The following is a 15,386-nucleotide window of genomic DNA, read 5'->3' on the forward strand; positions in this document are numbered from 1 at the left end:
CAGTGCTCAGAGGGTGCGCAGGAACGCCAGGCCGTCCGCGGCGAGGGCGTCCGGGCTGGGGGCCAGCGGACGCCAGACGGAGGCCGCGGTGGCGATCGTCGTGTTGTCGGGGGTGAAGGACTCGATGACCAGCGGGCCGCCGTAGCCGACGAGGTCGGCGGCTTCGGTGAAGGCGGGCCAGTCGAAGTGGTCGGCGCCCGGGGCGCCGCGGTCGGTGCCGCAGACCTGGAGGTGGACGAGCCGTTCACCGGCCGCCCGGACGGCCTGCGCCGGGCTCCTCTCTTCGATGTTGAGGTGGTAGGTGTCGAGGGCGAGCCCGCATCCTTCGGGCAGCGCCTCCAGTGCCTGGTCGACGGTGTTGATCAGGCTGGTCTCGTAGCGGTTGAGCGGCTCGATGCCGATCCGCACCGAGCGCTGGGCCGCGTGGTCCACGACGGGCTTGAGGTTCTCCCTCAACTCGGCGTAGACGGACCGGCGTTGGTCGGCGTCCAGGTGCCAGGTGCGACCGACCGACGCGTAGGCGGGGCCGCTGACCGCCGGCGCGCCGACGATGCCCGCGACGTCCACGCAGTGCCGCAGGTAGTCCTGGGTCGCCCGGACGGTCCCGGGTGGGGCGGCGACCAGTTCCCGGCCCGGGGGCATGACGAGCACGACCGAGGCGCCGAGTCCGTAGCTGCGCAGCAGTTCGGCGGCGCGGTGGGGATCCCACTGGCCCGGGTGCTCCACCGGGAGTTCGATCACGTCGAACCCCAGGGTGGCGACGTGCGGGACGAGCTCGGCCAGCCTCTCGTCCGTCAGCGGGGAGGTCCAGACCCAGGTGTTGACACCGATCTCGCGCATCTACCTGCCACCCCAGGCCTGCGGGTAGCCGGGCAGCGTCTCGCACCCGCAGAGGGCGTAGTGCAGCGGGGGCATGCCTGGCTTGAGGTAGGTGGCGAGGGTGTCCTGGGTGATGGTCGGCTGCGGGAGGTTCCAGACCTTCGGCACGCTCTCGCCGTTGAGGATCCTCAGCGCGGCGATCACCGGGGTGCGCCACTGGTAGGTCGGGTAGGTCGGGGCCACCGCCGTCAGCTTGGCGTCCTTCCACTTCTGCAGGAAGTCCTGCTGGTCCTCGCCGTTGATCGGCGGGACGGGCTGACCGGCGTCCTCGAAGGCCTCGACGGCCGCGACGGCGGTGGCGCCGGCGTCCATCCAGATGCCGTCGAGCTTTCCGTAGCGCTGGATGTAGTTCGAGACGATGCTCTTGGTCTTGGCGGCGTCGCCGTCGGTGAACTCCACACCGACCACGTCCAGCTTGCTCTTGTCGAAGGCGACCTTCGCGGCCGACCAACGGGTCTCCAGCACGTCCACGCCGGGCAGGATGCGCAGGGCGAGCACCTTACCGCCGGGCTTCACCTTCTGGGTGAGGAACTCGGCACCGGCGGCGCCGAAGGCGTAGCCGCCGATCGGCTTGATGAAGGTGACCGGGCAGTCGGTCTGGACGCCCCGGTCGAAGACGATGACCGGGATCTTCCCGCAGGCGGCCTTGACGGCCGGGGTGAGGGTGGCGGTCGTGTTGGGCGAGACGATGAGTGCGTCGCAGCCCTTGGCCTGGAGTTCCGCGATGTCGGAGATCTGCTTGTCGTCCTTGCCCTCGGCGTCCAGGGCGGTGAGCTCGGCGATCTCCGGGTGGCTCTTGGCCTCGGCCTGCATGGTCTTCCAACCGACCTGCCGCCAGGGGTTGTTGGTCGCGGCGTTGGAGAAGCACAGGTGGTGCGGGCCGGCCTTCTTGTACGTCGAGGTGTCGACCGGCTGCGGGTCGATGGCCTGCTCCCACGGCTTGTCGGCCGGGCCGGTCGGCGTCTTGGTACGCATCGCGAGCTGGGCGTCGTAGTCCTCCTGGACGAAGAACTTCGATTGGTCACCGGTCTTCTTCGTGGCACCGGCGGACGCGGACGCGCCGTCGTTCCCAATCTTGTCCGACGAGCAGGCCGTCAGCGGGAGCAGCACGGCGAATGCGGCGGCGGCGAGTACGCGTCTGTGGGTGAGGAGCATGGTGGTCCCTTATGCGGTGGAGGTGGAGCGGCGGCCTCGCCGCGGAAGCTGAACGGTCCCGAGGGCGACCGCGGCGATGAGGATGAGCCCCTGGACGGTGTACTCCATGGCCCCGGAGATGCCGTGCAGGTTGAGGAGGGTGAAGAGGGACTGCAGGGTGAAGGCGCCGGCGATGGCGGCCACGACCGAGCCGCGGCCTCCGCCGAGCACCACGCCGCCGACCACGACGGCGGTGATCGCCCTGAACTCCAGGCCCTGTCCGACCTTGGCGGAGACCCCGGCGAACCCGCCGAGCAGGATCGCGCAGACGGCGGCGGACAGTCCGGAGAGGACGAACGCGAGCGTCTTGACGCGGTGGACGCGCACACCGGACAGCCCGGCGGCGAGCGGGTTGTCACCGGTGGCGACGAGGGTGCGTCCGAAGTCGGCGCGCATCAGGGCGACCACGGCGGCCACCGCTGCGGCGAGGATGAGCACCGACCACGGCACCGGTCCGAGGCTGCCGCGCCCGAACTGGCGGAACTCCTGGGACAGGGCGCCGCGCGGGGCTCCGTCCGTCCACAGGAAGACCGCGCCCGAGAGGATCAGCATCGTGCCGAGCGTCACGATGAACGACGGCACCCGAAGCCGCGTGGTCACGAGCCCATTGACCGCGCCGACCAGCGCCCCGATGGCGAGCAGCAGCGCGATCACCGGCCAGGTCGCCCCCGACTCGCCGTCGATCAACCGGGCGGCGATCACGACCTCGGCGGTGACGAGCGAACCGACGGACAGGTCGAACTCGCCCGAGACGACGACGAAGTACTGGCCGGCGGCGAGGATCGCCAGCGGAGCGGCCCGCTTGACGAAGGCCAGGAAGCTCTGGGGTTCGAAGAACGAGGGGTTGGCGGCGGCGATCGCGACGAGCAGGACGGCCAGGACGCCGAGGACGGGCAGGTTGCGTCTCATCGGGCGAGCCTCCTCCGGGCGTAGATCGCCAGGGCGGCGACCAGGACGACGCCGCGGACCACGTCCTTGGCGAAGGAGTTGATCTCCAGCTGGTTGAAGATGCTGTCGAGGACGGCGAGCAGCGCCACTCCCCCGACGGTGCCCGCGACCCCGCCCTTGCCGCCGGCGAGAGCGGTGCCGCCGAGCACGACGGCGGCGATGGACTCCAGGTCGTAGCCGCCGTCGGTGCCGACGGTGGGCGAGCCGGCCCCGAGGCGGGCGGCGAGCAGCAGACCGGCGGCGCCCGCGGTCAGCGAGCAGAGCACGTGGGTGGCGACGACGACCCGCTCGGTCCGTACGCCCGACAGCCGGGCGACCTCGGGGTCGCCGCCGACGGCGTGGATCCGGTAGCCGAGGGTGGTGCGGCGCAGCAGGAACCAGGCCGCCGCCGCGATCGCCAGCCACAGCAGGGCCGAGACCGGCACCGGACCGATCCGGTCGTAGCCGAGGTGCTGGAAGGATTCCGGGACGCTGCCCGCGGGCCCGGCGTACCGGCTCTCCAGGATGCCCTTGATGATGAGCGAGACGCCGAGGGTGGCGATGAACGCATGGACCTTGAGCCGGGTGATGACCAGTCCGTTGACCAGCCCGGTCAGGGCGCTGACGCCCAGGACGGCGGCGATCGCCGGAACGACGCCGTAGTCCGCCATGGTCTCGGCGGCGACGAGCGAGCACAGGCTGATCAGGTAGGTCACGGACAGGTCCAGCGAGCCGGCCAGGATCGCCAGGGTCTGTCCGACGGCGACGATGCCGAGTGCGGCCGATCGCTGCTGGATGCCGACGATGTTCGTCTGGCCGAAGAACTGACCGCCGTCGATGGTGAAGAGGAGCCAGCCGACCAGGAGCAGGACGGCCAGGGCGAGGAAGACGGGCCGGGCGGGGCTGTCGGCGGCGAGTCCCCGCAGCGCGGGTCTCTTCGGGGGAAGGGTTTCGAGCTGCTGGGTCATGACCCGGCCGCCAGGTGCATCACGTCTTCCTCCGAGGAGCCTGCGGGCAGGTGGCCGGCGATCCGTCCTTCCCGCAGGACGACCACGCGGTCACTCATGCCGATGAGTTCGGGCAGCTCGGAGGAGATCATCAGGACGGCCGTGCCGTCCTCGGCGAGTTCCCGTACGAGCTCGTGGATGGCCGCCTTCGCGCCGACGTCCACGCCGCGGGTTGGCTCGTCGAAGAGCAGGACGTTGGGCGCGACGGTCAGCCACTTGGCGAGGACCACCTTCTGCTGGTTGCCGCCGGAGAGGTGGCGCACCTCCTTCTCCGGGGCGGGCGGCGCGAGCCGGACGCGCCGCAGCACGTCCAGCACCGAGGCGCGGTCGCCGGCCCGGCCTGTGCGCGCGACCAGGAGGGCGTTGTCGCGCACCGACTGGTGCAGGACCAGGCCCTCGGACTTGCGGTCCTCGGTGACCAGTCCGATGCCCGCGGCGATGCCCTCCTGGACCGACGCGGGGCGGTTCGGGGTCATCTCGCCGCGGGTGAACGGTTCGGCGCCGAACAGGGCCTTGGCCAGTTCGGTGCGGCCGGCGCCCTGCAGTCCGGCGAGTCCCACGATCTCCCCGGCGCGCAGTTCGAGGTCGATGCCGTCGAGTTTGTCGTTGCCGCCGCCGCGCACCGAGAGCAGCACGTCTCCGGCGGGGCGGGTGGCGCGGGGCGGGTAGTAGTCCGTCAGTTCGCGACCGACCATCAGGCGGACGAGTTCGGCGGTGGTGAGTGCGGAGACCGGGAGGGTGGTGACCTTGGCCCCGTCCTTGAGGACGGTGACGCGATCGGCGAGTTCGAAGATCTCCCGCAGCCGGTGCGAGATGTAGAGGACGGCGATGCCGCGTCGGCTCAGCTCGCGGACCAGGCGGTACAGCAGCTCGACCTCGTGCTCGGCGAGCGCCGCGGTGGGCTCGTCCATGACGACGATCCGGGCGTCCACCGAGAGGGCTTTGACGATCTCGACGACCTGCTGCTGTGCCACCGAGAGGCGGCGTACGAGGTCGCGCGGGCCGAAGGAGTCCTCGCCGAGTTCCTCCAGCAGCCGGGCGGTGGTCGTCTCCATGGCGGCCCGGTCGACCAGGCCGCGGCGCACCGGCTCGCGGCCGAGGAAGACGTTCTCGGCGACGGTCCGCTCGGGCAGGAGGGTGAGCTCCTGGTAGATGATCGCGACTCCGGCGCGCTGGGCGTCGAGCGGGTGCTTGAACGCCACTGCGCGGCCGTCGAGCTCGATCGTGCCCTCGTCGCAGGGGTGCACACCGGCGAGGATCTTCATGAGCGTGGACTTGCCGGCGCCGTTCTCCCCGATGAGGGCGTGCACTTCGCCCGCCGCCACGTCCAGGTCGACACCGGTCAGCACCCGGGCGCCGGGGAAGCTCTTGCCGATGCCCGTCATCCTCAGCATGCGACCCACCCGCCGTCGCGGACGGACTCCAGGACGGCGTCGGTGATGCGGGCGGCGCGCGCTCCGTCCTCGAAGGTCGGCAGGCCCTCGCGTCGCACGCCCCGGATCGTGGCGTAGGTGTCGGCGACGAACGCGTCGAAGCAGTCGTGGAATCCCTGCGGGTGGCCGGCCGGGAGCGGGGAGTACGGCCTGGCGGCGGGCGACAGGGTCATCGGGTCGCGCACCAGGGCCCGGGAGCCGGTGCGTCCGCCGAGCCAGAGGTGGTCGGGGTTCTCCTGGTCGAAGACGAGGCTGCCGTCGGCGGCGGAGATCTCCAGGAAGAGCCGGTTCTTGCGGCCGGGGGCGACCTGGCTGACGGCGACCGAGCCGAGCGCGCCGGAGGCGGTGGTGAACTGGACGGTAGCGAGGTCCTCGGTGAGGACCGGACCGCTGGTCACCCGGTCGGCGACGACCACGGAGGTCTGCGCGCACACCCTGGTGACCCGGTCCCTCGTCACGAACTCGACCAGGTCGAACCAGTGGGAGCCGATGTCTCCGATGGTCCGTCCGGGCCCGCCCCGGTCGGGGTCCACCCGCCAGTTGTCGTCCGTCGACTTGAGCAGCCAGTCCTGTAAGTAGCTGCCCTGGACCAGGCTGACCCGGCCGAGTTGGGTGAGCAGCGCCCTGGCCTCGCGGACCATCGGGTGAAAGCGGTAGACGAAGGGGACGGCGGCGACCGCTCCGGTGTCCCGGGCGCGGGCCGTCATCAGGGCGGCCGTGGTCGCGTCCGTCGCCAGTGGCTTCTCGCAGACCACGGCCAGGCCGGCGTCCAGCGCTTTCAGTGCGACGGGGGCGTGCAGGTGGTTGGGCGTGCAGATGTGCAGGACGTCGACGAGGCCGGACTCGATCAGCTCCTCTGCCGACTCGAAGGCCTTCTCCGCACCGAGGCTTCGGGCCCCGTCGACTGCGCTGTCCATGGTCACTCCTGCGATCCCCACCAGTCGGGCGCCGGCTTGCCGGACGGCCCTGGCGTGGATCCGGCCGATGAAGCCGGTTCCAACGATGCCTGTTCTGACTTCCGCCGACTGTCGTCGTATGTCGAGCATGTTTCAGAGCGTAGGAATGACTTATGACGGCCGTCAAGCATAAGTACGATTCCCGTTATGATTAAGTGCGGCTGACACGCCGACAGGCAGCCGGCTCGAGCCGACGGGCGGCAGGTTCGACATGAAGGAGACGCGAAGTTGACCACCGAAGCGGCAGGCGCGGGCGCCCTCCTGGCGATCCTGCGCGACGGTCAGGCCCGCACCCGTGCCGAGTTGATGCAGCTCACCGGTCTGGCCCGGTCCACCGTGTCGCAGCGGCTCGACGCCCTCCTGGACCAGCAGTGGGTCGTGCCGGCCGACGGCGCGATCTCCTCGGGCGGCCGGCCCGCGGTGGCGTTCGCCTTCAACGCCGGAGCGCGGATCGTGCTCGCGGCCGACCTCGGAGCCACCCACGCACGGATCGCGCTCACCGACATGACCACCCGTGTGCTGGCCGAGCGCAGCCAGGACGTGCCGATCACCGACGGACCGGAGCACGTACTGGGCTGGCTGGTCGAGGAGTTCACCAGCCTGCTGGCCGAGTCCGGGCACACCCTCGCCGACGTCTGCGGCGCCGGCATCGGCCTCCCCGGACCGGTCGAACACACCACCGGACGGCCGGTCAACCCGCCGATCATGCCCGGCTGGGACGGTTTCGACGTGCCCGGCTGGCTCGGCCCGCGGATCGGCGCCCCCGTCCTGGTCGACAACGACGTCAACATCATGGCGCTCGGGGAACACTGGGCGGCCAGCCCCGAGGTCGCGCACCTGCTCTTCGTGAAGGTCGGCACCGGGATCGGCAGCGGCATCATCACCGAGCACCGCCTCCACCGAGGGGCACAGGGAGCCGCCGGCGACATCGGCCACATCCGGGTCGCCGCCGCCGCCGACCGGCTCTGCCGCTGCGGGAACCTGGGCTGCCTGGAGGCCGTCGCCGGTGGCGCGGCCCTCGCCGCCCGGCTGCGGGCGGAGGGCGCGGAGGCCGCCGACGGCCGAGACGTGGTCAAGCTGGTGCGCGCCGGGAACCCGACCGCCGTCCAGCTGATCCGCCAGGCCGGGCGGGACATCGGCGACGTCCTGGCGGCCCTGGTGAACTTCTTCAACCCCGGCGTGATCATCATCGGCGGCGACCTCGCGGACGCCGGCGAGCACCTGCTGGCCGGCGTCCGCGAAGTCATCTACCGCCGCTCCCTCCCCCTCGCCACCCAGCACCTGGCCATCCGGGGGCGCGAACTCGGCGACCGCGCAGGCGTCATCGGCGCATCCGTCATGGTCATCGAACACGTCCTCAGCCCCACGGCCGTGGACCGCGCGGTCGCCGTCGCCGAACGGTAACGGGCCGTCCTGGCCCGGCAGTTGGAGTTCGGAAGGAGACATGGACCACCGAGACCTCGTCGTCGATTCGGAGGACGGGGCGAACGTCCGTGTCCCTCGCCCCGGAGCACGCAGGCGCACACGCTCGGGGCCGCACCCGCGCGACCCGCGAGCCGGGGACCAATCCGGTTGCCCGCCGGTCGAGTTCAGAAGCGTCGAGTTCAGAAGCGTCGACCTCAGAAGCGTCGACGCCGAGCAGGCGGCGCCCGCCGCCCTCTCCAGGGCGAGGGCGGCGGGCGCCTCGGGATGAGCGGCTGCACCGTCCCCGATCAGCCCCCATCTCCTTGTAACAGAAGTTAACTATTCCAGGGCCGAGGGGCAATGCCCTGGGGGCGGAGCTTGATAACAGATCGGCAACGCGGCGCCGGGAGCGTCCGGCAGCGGCGGGGCGATCGCACAGCCCGCGGTGAAGGACCCCGCGGACCTCCCCGCCGCGTGGGCCTCATGACCGCCGCTTCCGGCGCGCCAGGCGCAGCCAGGCCTCGAAGACGACCGCGGCGGCGTTCGCCACGCCGGCCAGCAGCGCGGCAGTGGCCCTGGAAATCACTGGAGATGACACGGGAACTCCCCTCGTTGACGAGCACACCAGGAGCGCCCGGTCCTGCGAGCTCCCCGCGGGACCGGCGCGGACCTGACGCCCGGCCAGCTTGTCGGAAGGAAGCTGAGGTTCTCGTGAGGCCGCACCGCCTCCGGGCCCCTCCGGCCGTGGCCCACCGCGCCCCTGCTCGACCCCGACGACAGGGTCGCGATTCCCGTCGAACGAATTTCTGTGACCTGGACCGCCGCGGCCCGTCTCCCAGGACGGAGGCACATCACCGGCCCCCGCCGTACCCCGGTGCCTCCGTGTGACGGCACGACCGGACCCCCGGGCAGCAGCTGTCACGAGAACCTGTTGTCAACCGATCCTCGGGACGCACGACGCGAGGTCGTGGCGCCCGAGAAGTTAAGGAATGCGCGCATGGCACGCACAGCTCTCCCTCCCACCCGCTCCGGTCGGCGGCCACTCGGCCGCCGGGCGGTCGCCCTGGCGGCCGCCACCGCGGCGACGGCTCTCGTCGGAGCCCCGTTCGCCGTTCCCGCCGCGGCCGAGCCGGGGCCGGAGAAGACGGACCGCCACGCGGTGGTCCTGGTGAACTTCCGCAATGCCTCGCTGTCCGACGCCAAGGTGGTGCACGAGAAGGCCGTTCAGCAGCTCTTCAAGTCCAAGGACTCCGTCGCCGCGTACTACGCCACGAACTCCGGCGGTCGGCTGGCCGTGGTGCCGGCGCAGGGCGACGGCGTCTTCGGACCGTTCGACATCGACGTCGACAAGACCAAGTGCGAGCCCGGCAGGATCGCCGACCTGGCCGCCAAGGCCATGCCGGCCGAGGTCAAGTACGACCACCTGTCGATCGTCATGCCCGGCGACAACGCGTGCGGCTGGTGGGGGCTGGGTTCGCAGCCGGGCCCGACCACCTGGTTCCAGGAGGGCGCGATCAACCAGGACGACACCACCGCCGCCCTCCACGAGTTCGGGCACAACATGGGCTTCGCCCACGAGGAGCGTGAGCTGTGCCCCGTCGGGCAGTTCACCGGCTGCTCCGCCTACGGGAACAGCCACCTCACCCCCATGGGCGGCGGCGGCAGTCACAAGGGGCTGTCCTCGCCCGAACTCATCGCCAAGAAGTGGCTGCCGGCCGACCGGATCGTCTCGCCCACGACGACCACGACGGTCCACCTCACCCCGCTCCACGCCCCGGCGGCCGCCGGTGGCACCCGCGCCGTCGACATCCCCTTCGGCACCGACGGCGACCGGCTCGTCCTCGACTACCGCGCCGTTGCCGCGAACACCCTGGACACCGACATCGAGAACCCGGGCGTCTTCGTCTTCCGTATCAACAAGGGGAACTACTCGGCCGCGGTCAACCTCCGTAACCCCGCCGAGGACAAGGACACGATGTTCGGTTCCTTCAGGGGCGCCGCTCCGATGACCGACCTCGCGCACCACATCTCGCTGACCTACGGCAGGATGACCCCCGAGGGCATCGACGTCACCATCGATCTCGCCTACCAGGGCGCCCAGCCCAGCACCGCGACCGCCACCACCGCGGCGGCCGGCGCGGGCACCGCGGCAACCGCGGCCACCGCGAGCCGGAGCGCCGGTGCCGGAACCAGCCCGACCGCCACCACCCGTCCGACGCCGAGCGCGGTGAGCTCCGAACACGGAGACGCGCCGGAGGCCCTGAACGCGACGAGGCGACCGGTCAAGGCGGCGGGCCACTCCGCGTCCCCGTCCGAGAAGGGCTCGCAGCTCGCCGCCACCGGCGGGAGCGTCCTGGTCCCGACCCTGATCGGTACCGCTCTCCTCGGTGCGGGTGCGCTGCTCGTCCTGCGCCGCCGGCGCCAGGTGCGGCACCGCCGCCACTAGTTCGGTCAGCGCGGGGGAGGGGCCGTCCGGGCGGACGGCCCCTCCCCCGCCCCCTCTCCACCCAGAAAGGGCCGGAGCGGCGCGACCAGTTCCCCGATGGACTGGTGGCGCCGCTCCGGCGGTTCAGGTCGTGGGACCGGTCACTCCTGTTTCTCGCCGGAGGCGTAGCGGGAGATGATCAGCGCGATGATGATGATCGCGCCGTTGAGGAACTGGTTCCACAGGGGCGGCACGCCGGCGAGGGTCATGACGTTGACCACCAGCTGGAGGGTGAGGACACCGGTGAGGGCGCCGAAGAGGGTGCCGCGGCCGCCGTTGAGGCTGACGCCGCCGATGACGGTGGCGGCGAAGACCTGGAAGATCCAGCCGTTGCCCTGGTCGGCGGAGATGGAGCCGTAGTGGCCGGTGTAGAGGATGCCGGCGAAGGCCGCGAGCAGGCCGCCGAGGATCAGCACGGCCCAGACGATCCGGTCGACGCGGATGCCCGCCGCCCGGGCGGCCTCCGCGTTGCCGCCGATCGCGTAGAGGGCGCGGCCGTGCCGCAGCCAGGCGAGCGCACTGCCGCCGGCGAGGAAGAGCAGGGCGCAGATCCAGATCGCGGCCGGGACGCCGAGCCAGCTCGCGCTGCCGAGGTAGCGGAAGGAGTCGGGCACGTTGACGATGGACTGGCCCTGGGAGACGGCGACTTGGAGGCCGCGCAGCAGGGTGAGCGCGCCGAGGGTGACGATGAAGCCGTTGAGGCGCAGCTTGAGGATCAGGAAGCCGTTGATCGCGCCGATGAGCGCGCCGACCAGCAGGCACAGCGGGATGGCGGTCCATTCGGGGAACAGCCCGAGGCCGTTGAAGCGGGCGCCGTGGTCGGGCAGGACGAGCCAGACGGCGATCACCGGGGCGACGCCGATGGTGGACTCCAGGGAGAGGTCCATCCGTCCGGCGATCAGGATGAGCGCCTCGGCGAGGACCAGCAGGCTCAGTTCGGTGGCCTGCTGGCCGACGCCGAGGAGGTTGTCGGAGGTGAGGAAGGCGGGCGAGACGATGAAGCCGATGACGCCCAGCACGAGCAGGACCGGCACGAGGGAGAGGTCGCGGTAGCGGGCGAGCTGGAACCGGCGCTCGGCGCCACCGGCGACGGCGGTGGCCGCGTGGGGGCGGAGCTCAGTGGTGGGAGGCATGGGGTTCCTTCGTATCGGTCGGGCCGGACACGCCCTCCATGGCTGCGACCAGCTGTTCGTCGCTCCAACCGTGTTCGAACTCGGCGACGACGCGGCCGTGGAACATGGCCAGGACCCGGTCGCAGACCCGCAGGTCGTCGAGTTCGTCCGACACGATCAGGGCGGTCCTGCCGGCCTCGGCGACCTCGCGCACGGTGCCGAGCAGGGACTCCTTGGACTTGATGTCGACGCCGTTGGTGGGCCGGACCGCGACCAGGACGTGCGGTTCGGTGGCCAGCGCCCGGGCGATCACGACCTTCTGCTGGTTGCCGCCGGACAGGGCCGACACCGGGGCGGAGGCACCGGGCGTCTTGATGTCCAGGTCCCTGATCATCCGCTCGGCGAACGCCCGGGTGCGTGCGGGCAGTACCGTGCCGAAGGGGCCGAGCTGGTCGGTGACGGTCAGGGTGGCGTTCTCGGCGACGCTGCGCTGGGGGATGATGCCCTGGACGTGCCGGTCCTCGGGGACGAAGCCGATGCCGGCCGCGAGGGCCGCGTGGACCCGCCCGGTACGGACCGGACGGCCTGCGACGGTGACCGTGCCACTGGCGGGCCGGTGCAGGCCGGCGAGGGTCTCACCGAGTTGGACGTTGCCGCTCGCGGCCGCCCCGGCCAGCCCCACGACCTCTCCGGGGCGCGCGGTCAGGGAGAAGTCCGCGTAGGCGCCGGCCAGGGTGAGGCCGCAGACGTCCAGCAGCGGGTCGCCGTCCGGGCGCCGCCGCCCCTGCACCGACCACGCGGGTTCGGTGCCGCCTGCCCGCTCGCCCGTCATCGCCTCCACCAGTGCCTGCTGGTCCAGTTCGGCGACCGGTGCGGTGATGATGTGCCGGGCGTCGCGGTAGACCGTGACGGTGGCGCAGAGGTCGTAGACCTCCTGGAGGTGGTGGGAGATGAACAGGAAGGCGACGCCCTGCTCCTGCAGTGCGCGCAGCTTGTCGAAGAGCCGCTCGATGCCGCGGGCGTCGAGCTTGGCGGTGGGCTCGTCCAGGATGATGAAGCGGGCCCCGAAGGACAGGGCCCGGGCGATCTCGACGAACTGGCGCTGCTCGACGGTCAGTTCCTCGGCGCGGGCGGTGGGGTCGACGTCCACGCCGTACTCGGCGAGCAGTTCGGCGGCGCGGTGGCGCAGCTGCTTCCAGCTGATCGGGCGCAGCGCGGAGCCGCCCGGCCTGTTCAAGCTGTGCCGGTTCAGGCTGTGCCGGTTCAAGCTGTGTCTGTTCAAGAACAGGTTCTCGGCGACGGTCAGCGCGGGAATGATCATGGAGCGCTGGTAGACGCAGGCGACCCTGGAGCGCCAGGCGTCGGTGTCGCCGGGGGCCGGTGCCGGTTCGCCGTTGAAGCGCAGGGTGCCGGTGTCGGGGTTCTGCAGGCCGGTGAGGATCGACACGAGGGTGGACTTGCCCGCGCCGTTCCGGCCGACGAGGGCGTGCGACTCGCCGGGCGCGACCGAGATGCGCGCGTCGCTGAGGGCTACGGTGGCGCCGAAACGCTTGCTGATCCCGTCGGCCTCGACGACGGGGCCCCGGACGGGGCTGGCGTCCGCCATGGGGGATGTCCTTTCCGCTGGGGGATTTCCGGGAGTGGCGGCTCGGGAACCGTGCCGGCCGCCGCTCAACGGGGTCCGGGGGACTACTTGCTGACGCTGTTGCCCCAGAGGCTCTTGTCGTCGACGTTGTCCTTGGTGACGAGGGGCGCGGGCAGTTGGTCCTCGAGGCCGTTGGGCAGCTGGATGACGGTGGACTGGTGGTCGGTCGGGCCGGGCTGGAAGGTCTTGCCCTCGGCACCGGCCTGCGCGTAGAACAGCGCGTACTTGGCGTAGAGGTCGGCGGGCTGCGAGACGGTCGCGTCGATGTCGCCCTTGCGGATGGCGTCGAACTCCTGCGGGATGCCGTCGTTGGAGACGATGGCGATGTGGCCCGGCTGGCCGGCCGGCTTGAGCAGGCCCTTCTGCTGGAGCAGCGCCAGGGTCGGCTGCAGGAAGACTCCGCCGGCCTGCAGGTAGATGCCGCCGAGGTCGGCGTTGGCGGCCAGCGTGGACTGGAGCTTCGCCGAGGCGACGTCCCCCTTCCACTCGGTGGCCAGCTCGATCACCTCGATGCCGGGGAACTTCTCCTTCATGCAGGCGGAGAACGCCTCGGAGCGGTCGCGCCCGTTGATGGAGCTCAGCGCGCCCTGCAGTTCGGCCACCTTGCCCTTGCCGCCGAGCTGCTTGCCCAGGAACTCGCACGCCTTGGTGCCGTAGGCCTTGTTGTCGGCACGCACCACCATGTAGACGTTGCCCTTGTCGGGGCGGGTGTCGACACTGACCACCGGGATCTTCTTGGCGGACAGCTGCTCGAGGGTGGAGGCGATCGCCCCGGTGTCCTGCGGAGCCATCACGACGGCCTTGGCGCCCGTGTTCTGGAAGACCTGGACGTTGGCGACCAGCTTGGTCACGTCGTTCTGCGAGTTGCTGACCGGCAGGGTGTTCAGGCCCTGGGAGGAGGCGTCCTGCTTGACGTACTGGGCGTAGGAGTTCCAGAAGTCGGAGTCCGCACGGGGCAGGTCGACGCCGATCGCCGGCTTTCCGCCGCCCGAGGCGGACGTAGTCGCGTCGCTGCCGCGGTTGCAGGCCGTGGCGAACCCCGCCAGGACGACCACGGTGGCGGCCGTGGCCGCGATTCTGGAGGAGCGAAGCTTCATGGTGCTGATCTCCTTGGCTGGGATGCCGGCGTCCTGGGGACTGGGTGGGAACCGGTTCGGTCCGCGACGGAGGAGCGGATCACACCTCCCGCAGTCATCGGATGGCTTGCGGTAGTGAGGACCTTACGAGGCTGTCCTCAGGCTGACAAGAGAAGACCTCGGATGATTCCGAACCGTAACATCAAGGTTTCCAACCCGCAGGGAAAAGATCTGTGACCTGCGCCCTGACCTGCACATATGGCAGAGCGGGCGGCTCGGCGCCGCGACCGGCGCCCGAGGACTCCTTGCGATGACGCCACTCCCGCTCGTATGGTCGGAGCCCGGCAGATTCATCCGATGTATTGCCGGTGGAGGGCGACGACCTCCGGAATGACGACAGGAGACCCGGCATGAAGCTACTGCGCATCGGCGCTCCGGGGGCGGAAGTCCCGGCGGTCCTCGGCGAGGACGGCGAGGCCTACGCCCTCTCGGAACTGACCGACGACATCGACGGACCCTTCCTCGCCTCCGGCGGACTCGACCGGGCCCGGGAGGCACTGGCCGCGGGTGCACTGCCGCTCATCGACCCGGCCGGCCGGCGGATCGGTCCGCCCGTCGCCCGGCCGGGCAAGGTGGTGTGCATCGGCCTCAACTACCGCGACCACGCCGAGGAGACCGGGGCCGCCGTCCCCGAGCGTCCGGTGGTCTTCATGAAGGACCCGTCCACCGTGGTCGGCCCCGACGACCCGGTGCTGATCCCGCGCGGCTCGGTCAAGACCGACTGGGAGGTGGAACTCGCCGTGGTCATCGGCCGGGAGGCCCGCTACCTCGCCGACCCGGCGCAGGCCCCGGAGTGCATCGCGGGGTACGCGATCAGCAACGACGTCTCCGAGCGGGAGTTCCAGCTGGAGTACTCCGCCCAGTGGGACCTCGGCAAGTCCTGCGAGACCTTCAACCCGCTGGGACCCTGGCTGGTCACCCCGGACGAGGCCGGCGATCCCCGGGCGCTGGGCCTGCGCCTCGCCGTGAACGGCGAGACCCGCCAGCGCGGCAACACGAAGAACATGATCTTCGACGTCGGGTACGTCGTCTGGTACCTCAGCCAGTACATGGTGCTGCGCCCCGGAGACGTCATCAACACCGGCACCCCGGCCGGCGTGGCCCTGGGCCTGCCCGGCACCCCCTATCTGCGCGCGGGCGACACCGTCGAGCTGTCCATCGACGGCCTCGGCACCCAGCGTCAGACCTTCGTCAACGCGTGAAAGGCA

The 15,386-nt window shown here is 71.1% G+C and carries 12 protein-coding genes; 3 read left to right on the forward strand and 9 right to left on the reverse strand.

Going from position 1 to position 15,386, the window contains the following annotated elements; genetic code table 11:
• Positions 1–6: 6 nt before the first annotated feature.
• The 6 genes from ACIQWA_RS02145 to ACIQWA_RS02170 are packed head-to-tail and all read right to left on the reverse strand — an operon-like array spanning position 7 to position 6,486.
• A complete protein-coding gene (locus ACIQWA_RS02145; protein ID WP_402476961.1) occupies positions 7–840 on the reverse strand; it encodes a sugar phosphate isomerase/epimerase family protein in 834 nt (277 codons plus the stop codon).
• Positions 841–2,034, reverse strand: coding sequence for a substrate-binding domain-containing protein (locus ACIQWA_RS02150; RefSeq protein WP_402476964.1), 1,194 nt, complete (start codon positions 2,032–2,034; stop codon positions 841–843). It lies immediately after the preceding gene.
• Between the two features lie 9 nt (positions 2,035–2,043).
• Entirely contained in the window at positions 2,044–2,982 is a 939-nt protein-coding gene (locus ACIQWA_RS02155; RefSeq protein ID WP_402476967.1) for an ABC transporter permease, read from the reverse strand.
• Positions 2,979–3,968 carry an ABC transporter permease gene (locus ACIQWA_RS02160; RefSeq protein WP_402476969.1) on the reverse strand — a complete coding sequence of 330 codons (990 nt, stop codon included), beginning with the start codon at positions 3,966–3,968 and terminating at the stop codon, positions 2,979–2,981. Before ACIQWA_RS02160 ends, ACIQWA_RS02155 begins: the two co-directional genes overlap by 4 nt.
• Positions 3,965–5,401 carry a sugar ABC transporter ATP-binding protein gene (locus tag ACIQWA_RS02165; RefSeq protein ID WP_402476972.1) on the reverse strand — a complete coding sequence of 479 codons (1,437 nt, stop codon included), beginning with the start codon at positions 5,399–5,401 and terminating at the stop codon, positions 3,965–3,967. Before ACIQWA_RS02165 ends, ACIQWA_RS02160 begins: the two co-directional genes overlap by 4 nt.
• Positions 5,395–6,486 carry a Gfo/Idh/MocA family protein gene (locus ACIQWA_RS02170; RefSeq protein WP_402476975.1) on the reverse strand — a complete coding sequence of 364 codons (1,092 nt, stop codon included), beginning with the start codon at positions 6,484–6,486 and terminating at the stop codon, positions 5,395–5,397. The genes ACIQWA_RS02165 and ACIQWA_RS02170 overlap by 7 nt, the downstream gene beginning before the upstream one ends.
• Before the next feature lie 138 nt (positions 6,487–6,624).
• Between ACIQWA_RS02170 and ACIQWA_RS02175 the strand changes: the two genes are divergently transcribed.
• Together ACIQWA_RS02175 and ACIQWA_RS02180 are read left to right on the forward strand one after the other, a co-directional pair.
• Entirely contained in the window at positions 6,625–7,800 is a 1,176-nt protein-coding gene (locus ACIQWA_RS02175) for an ROK family protein (protein WP_402476977.1), read from the forward strand.
• A 997-nt stretch (positions 7,801–8,797) separates the two neighbouring features.
• Complete coding sequence (locus ACIQWA_RS02180; RefSeq protein ID WP_402476982.1) at positions 8,798–10,246, forward strand: LPXTG cell wall anchor domain-containing protein; 1,449 nt, start codon at positions 8,798–8,800, stop codon at positions 10,244–10,246.
• Positions 10,247–10,386: 140 nt separating this feature from the next.
• Here ACIQWA_RS02180 and ACIQWA_RS02185 read toward each other — a convergent pair whose 3' ends face one another.
• The 3 genes from ACIQWA_RS02185 to ACIQWA_RS02195 all read right to left on the reverse strand — a co-directional run bounded on the left by ACIQWA_RS02185 (position 10,387) and on the right by ACIQWA_RS02195 (position 14,139).
• Positions 10,387–11,418, reverse strand: coding sequence for an ABC transporter permease (locus ACIQWA_RS02185; protein WP_402476984.1), 1,032 nt, complete (start codon positions 11,416–11,418; stop codon positions 10,387–10,389).
• The gene (locus ACIQWA_RS02190) at positions 11,402–13,003 is read right to left on the reverse strand and encodes a sugar ABC transporter ATP-binding protein (RefSeq protein ID WP_402476987.1); all 1,602 of its coding nucleotides are present in this window, start codon (positions 13,001–13,003) and stop codon (positions 11,402–11,404) included. The genes ACIQWA_RS02185 and ACIQWA_RS02190 overlap by 17 nt, the downstream gene beginning before the upstream one ends.
• An 83-nt stretch (positions 13,004–13,086) precedes the next feature.
• Complete coding sequence (locus tag ACIQWA_RS02195) at positions 13,087–14,139, reverse strand: sugar ABC transporter substrate-binding protein (RefSeq protein WP_402476990.1); 1,053 nt, start codon at positions 14,137–14,139, stop codon at positions 13,087–13,089.
• A gap of 389 nt (positions 14,140–14,528) precedes the next feature.
• On the opposite strand from ACIQWA_RS02195, the gene ACIQWA_RS02200 reads away from it, so the two are divergent.
• Positions 14,529–15,380 carry a fumarylacetoacetate hydrolase family protein gene (locus ACIQWA_RS02200; RefSeq protein ID WP_402476992.1) on the forward strand — a complete coding sequence of 284 codons (852 nt, stop codon included), beginning with the start codon at positions 14,529–14,531 and terminating at the stop codon, positions 15,378–15,380.
• Positions 15,381–15,386: the final 6 nt, after the last annotated feature.

It is taken from the genome of Kitasatospora sp. NPDC098652 (assembly GCF_044760155.1).
GTDB lineage: Bacteria > Actinomycetota > Actinomycetes > Streptomycetales > Streptomycetaceae > Kitasatospora.

What these genes read in the sequence shown, in the direction of transcription:
- ACIQWA_RS02145 (WP_402476961.1), bottom strand. Translation starts at nt 840, where the DNA reads ATGCGCGAGATCGGTGTCAACACCTGGGTCTGGACCTCCCCGCTGACG.
- ACIQWA_RS02150 (WP_402476964.1), bottom strand. Translation starts at nt 2,034, where the DNA reads ATGCTCCTCACCCACAGACGCGTACTCGCCGCCGCCGCATTCGCCGTG.
- ACIQWA_RS02155 (WP_402476967.1), bottom strand. Translation starts at nt 2,982, where the DNA reads ATGAGACGCAACCTGCCCGTCCTCGGCGTCCTGGCCGTCCTGCTCGTC.
- ACIQWA_RS02160 (WP_402476969.1), bottom strand. Translation starts at nt 3,968, where the DNA reads ATGACCCAGCAGCTCGAAACCCTTCCCCCGAAGAGACCCGCGCTGCGG.
- ACIQWA_RS02165 (WP_402476972.1), bottom strand. Translation starts at nt 5,401, where the DNA reads ATGCTGAGGATGACGGGCATCGGCAAGAGCTTCCCCGGCGCCCGGGTG.
- ACIQWA_RS02170 (WP_402476975.1), bottom strand. Translation starts at nt 6,486, where the DNA reads ATGCTCGACATACGACGACAGTCGGCGGAAGTCAGAACAGGCATCGTT.
- ACIQWA_RS02180 (WP_402476982.1), top strand. Translation starts at nt 8,798, where the DNA reads ATGGCACGCACAGCTCTCCCTCCCACCCGCTCCGGTCGGCGGCCACTC.
- ACIQWA_RS02185 (WP_402476984.1), bottom strand. Translation starts at nt 11,418, where the DNA reads ATGCCTCCCACCACTGAGCTCCGCCCCCACGCGGCCACCGCCGTCGCC.
- ACIQWA_RS02190 (WP_402476987.1), bottom strand. Translation starts at nt 13,003, where the DNA reads ATGGCGGACGCCAGCCCCGTCCGGGGCCCCGTCGTCGAGGCCGACGGG.
- ACIQWA_RS02195 (WP_402476990.1), bottom strand. Translation starts at nt 14,139, where the DNA reads ATGAAGCTTCGCTCCTCCAGAATCGCGGCCACGGCCGCCACCGTGGTC.
- ACIQWA_RS02200 (WP_402476992.1), top strand. Translation starts at nt 14,529, where the DNA reads ATGAAGCTACTGCGCATCGGCGCTCCGGGGGCGGAAGTCCCGGCGGTC.